4 protein-coding genes are annotated in these 2,506 nt (G+C 72.3%); 2 read left to right on the top strand and 2 right to left on the bottom strand.

From position 1 onward, the window contains the following. On the bottom strand, positions 1-531 hold a 531-nt coding region (locus tag SM611_RS37525), incomplete at its 3' end, for an alpha-amylase family glycosyl hydrolase (protein ID WP_371955161.1). A gap of 479 nt (positions 532-1,010) precedes the next feature. Here SM611_RS37525 and SM611_RS37520 point away from each other — a divergent pair. Both SM611_RS37520 and SM611_RS37515 read left to right on the top strand, forming a co-directional pair. Further along, a complete protein-coding gene (locus tag SM611_RS37520) occupies positions 1,011-1,331 on the top strand; it encodes a hypothetical protein (protein ID WP_371955160.1) in 321 nt (106 codons plus the stop codon). Between the two features lie 3 nt (positions 1,332-1,334). Further along, positions 1,335-2,204: an STAS domain-containing protein gene (locus SM611_RS37515; RefSeq protein ID WP_371955159.1), complete on the top strand. Its 870-nt coding sequence runs from the start codon at positions 1,335-1,337 to the stop codon at positions 2,202-2,204. A 4-nt stretch (positions 2,205-2,208) separates the two neighbouring features. Here SM611_RS37515 and SM611_RS37510 read toward each other — a convergent pair. Then, positions 2,209-2,506, bottom strand: a 298-nt coding sequence (locus SM611_RS37510) for a hypothetical protein (protein ID WP_371955158.1), incomplete at its 5' end; no start/stop codon positions are given.

Below are 2,506 nucleotides of genomic sequence, written 5' to 3'. Positions count from 1 at the left end.
GTCGGACCACATGTAGAAGTCGCCGAAGGGGCCGTCGGGGTCGGTGCGGGAGGCCTGGAACCAGGGGTGCTGGTCGGAGGTGTGGTTCATCACCAGATCCGCGATCACCCGGATGCCCCGCGCGTGCGCCTGCTCGATGAGCTCGACGAAGTCACCGAGTTCTCCGAAGTCGGGCAGGATGCTGGTGTAGTTCGCGATGTCGTAGCCGCCGTCTTTCAGCGGTGACTGGTAGATGGGCAGCAGCCACAGGCAGTCGATGCCCAGCCACTGCAGATGGTCCAGCTTGGAGATCAGCCCGCGCAGGTCGCCGTAGCCGTCGTTGTTGGAATCGGCGAACCCGCGCACCGACACCTCGTAGAACACCGCCGTCTTGAACCAGTGGGGCGTCCGCGGCGTCTTCTCGTCGAAGGGGTCGGGAACCGCGCGGGCCGCCGGCGCCCCGCCCGCGCCCCCGGCGGGCCCGGCGCCCGTCTCCGACTCGGTGACCTGGTCGTACGTGCTGCGGGCGGAGTTCTTCGGCTGGCCGTGCATGGGTCACCCCGGGTGTGTTGGAGACATCTAGATCAGCAATGCCCGCCGCCGGTGCCGGCGACGTTCGCGACAGGCAACCATCCGTAAAAGATTCAGTACTGACCGTGATGGTTTCGACGGTTTCGACGGTTCCGGCGGCGCGCCGCCGCGGCCCGCCGGGCGGGGGTGGAGGCGGACCGGCCGGGCGCCGCCCGCCGACCCGCCCGCGCCGCGCCTCCGGGACGGTCATCGGCCGGTATCCGCCGGCCACGGCCCGGAAAAGTAGCGCAAAAATTCGGCCGTTCACGGCCCGTGCGCTGGCGTCACGGATGCTGAAGACTTGCCGCGCGACGGTTGTGTCATGTCCGTGTTTTTAGGTTCGTCGCTTTTTCTGCCGCAGGCCTCGGGTAGGTCATTTCCAAGCTCAGAACCCGTCCTGCCGGCGGGTTCTGATCGGTTCGGGCGGAAAATAGCGTCCGTCCAATGCGATCGGAGGGACAGTGGAGCGCTGGGAGAAGTCGCCATCGGTCGTACCGACGCGCGATGAGCTCGTAGCGCGGCTGCGCGTTCGCTTCGCCGACATTCCGGCTGAGAACGTGCGCCGCTGCGTCGACGACCTGTGGTGTTGCTGCACCCACCTCGGGCTGCGGCCCGAGGAACGGACCATCGAACGCCTCGCGGCGTCCCGGCTGACGGGCGTCGTGCGGGGCGGCCGGCCGCCCTATCCGGACGGCCGGACGGCGTCCAGACCGCCCGGCTCCACCCTGACCGCCCCGCCCCGGCCCGCACGCGCGGCCGCCAGAACCCCGATCGGGATGTGACGTATGAAGGACACGACCGTGCCGGGCCTGAGCATCGAGACCCGGAGAGGGTTCATCGTGCTGAGCCTGCCGGCCCAGATCAGCTGGCAGAACTACGCGGGCATCCGCGAGGGGGTGAGCAAGGCGCTGTCGCTCGCCGCCGGGCCCCTCGCGTCCGGGCCGCGCACCGCCGGCGGCCCGCCGCGGGGGAGGCGGCGGACCTGTGTCGTCGTCGACTTCGGTGACGCGGTGCTGCTGGACGCGGCGGGGCTCGTGCTGCTGGCCCGCGCCGAGACGCGGGCGCAGCTGCTCGGCTGCCCGCTGCGCGCCGTGGTGCCCGCCCTCTCCGCGCACGTGCGGCGGGCGCTGCACCTCACCGGGCTGGCGCAGCTCGTCCCGGTGTTCCCGGACGTCGCGTCGGCCACGGCCGCGCCCGTCCCGGCGGGGACGGCCGGGGACGTCGACACCACGCACGTGCTCGACGCGATCCGCGCCCTGCACCCGGGGGACGCCGGGCTCACCCCGACGCCGCCCGCCCCGTCCGAGCTGATGATCACCACGACGGAGGCCGGCGACGGCGACCACACGGTCGTGCACCTGTCCGGCGTGCTGGACGAGGTGACGGTGCCGCGGCTCGGGGAGACGCTGACCACGCTGGTCGAGGGCAACCTGCGGCACCTCATGGTGCGGATGCACGAGCGCCTCGGCGTGCGCTGCGACCCGCTGCCGATCCTGCTCGGCATCCGCTGGCGCGTCGCCGCCGAGGGCGGCTGCCTGGCGCTGCCCGCGCTGCCGGCCCGGCTCCGCGAGATCATCGACCGGGAGGGGCTCGGCTCGGTGTTCACCGGCTGCCGCTCCATCGAGGACCGCCTCCTCGGCGCCGGGCCGGCCTGACGGCTCAGCTGCCGGCCGCCGGCCTGCGCCGGTTCCGGGCGGCAGGCCGCGGCGCGCTCCGGCGCGACCTCGCCGTCGTCCCGTCCGCCCCGGCCATGCTCCCGTCGGACCGGCTCCCACCGGCCCGCACGCGTCCCTCGTTCCGCTGGAACGTGAGGACGTGTGCGGGTCGTGTGCGCGGGTCGAGGTAGACGTAGTTGGCTTGGCTCCAGGTGTAGGTGGTGCCGTCGAGTTCGTCGGTGACGGTGTAGTGGTGGTGGGGGTCGTCGGGTAGGCCGAGGGCGGGTAGGTCGAGGTGGACG

The sequence above is a fragment of the Actinomadura monticuli genome (assembly GCF_041463655.1).
Classification (GTDB): Bacteria; Actinomycetota; Actinomycetes; order Streptosporangiales; family Streptosporangiaceae; genus Spirillospora; species Spirillospora monticuli.
Note: the sequence above shows the minus strand (reverse complement) of the source record. Positions and strands in the feature narration are given on the sequence as shown.

Coding starts and splice junctions, on each gene's coding strand:
- SM611_RS37515 (WP_371955159.1), top strand. CDS start 1,335: ATGAAGGACACGACCGTGCCGGGCCTGAGCATCGAGACCCGGAGAGGG.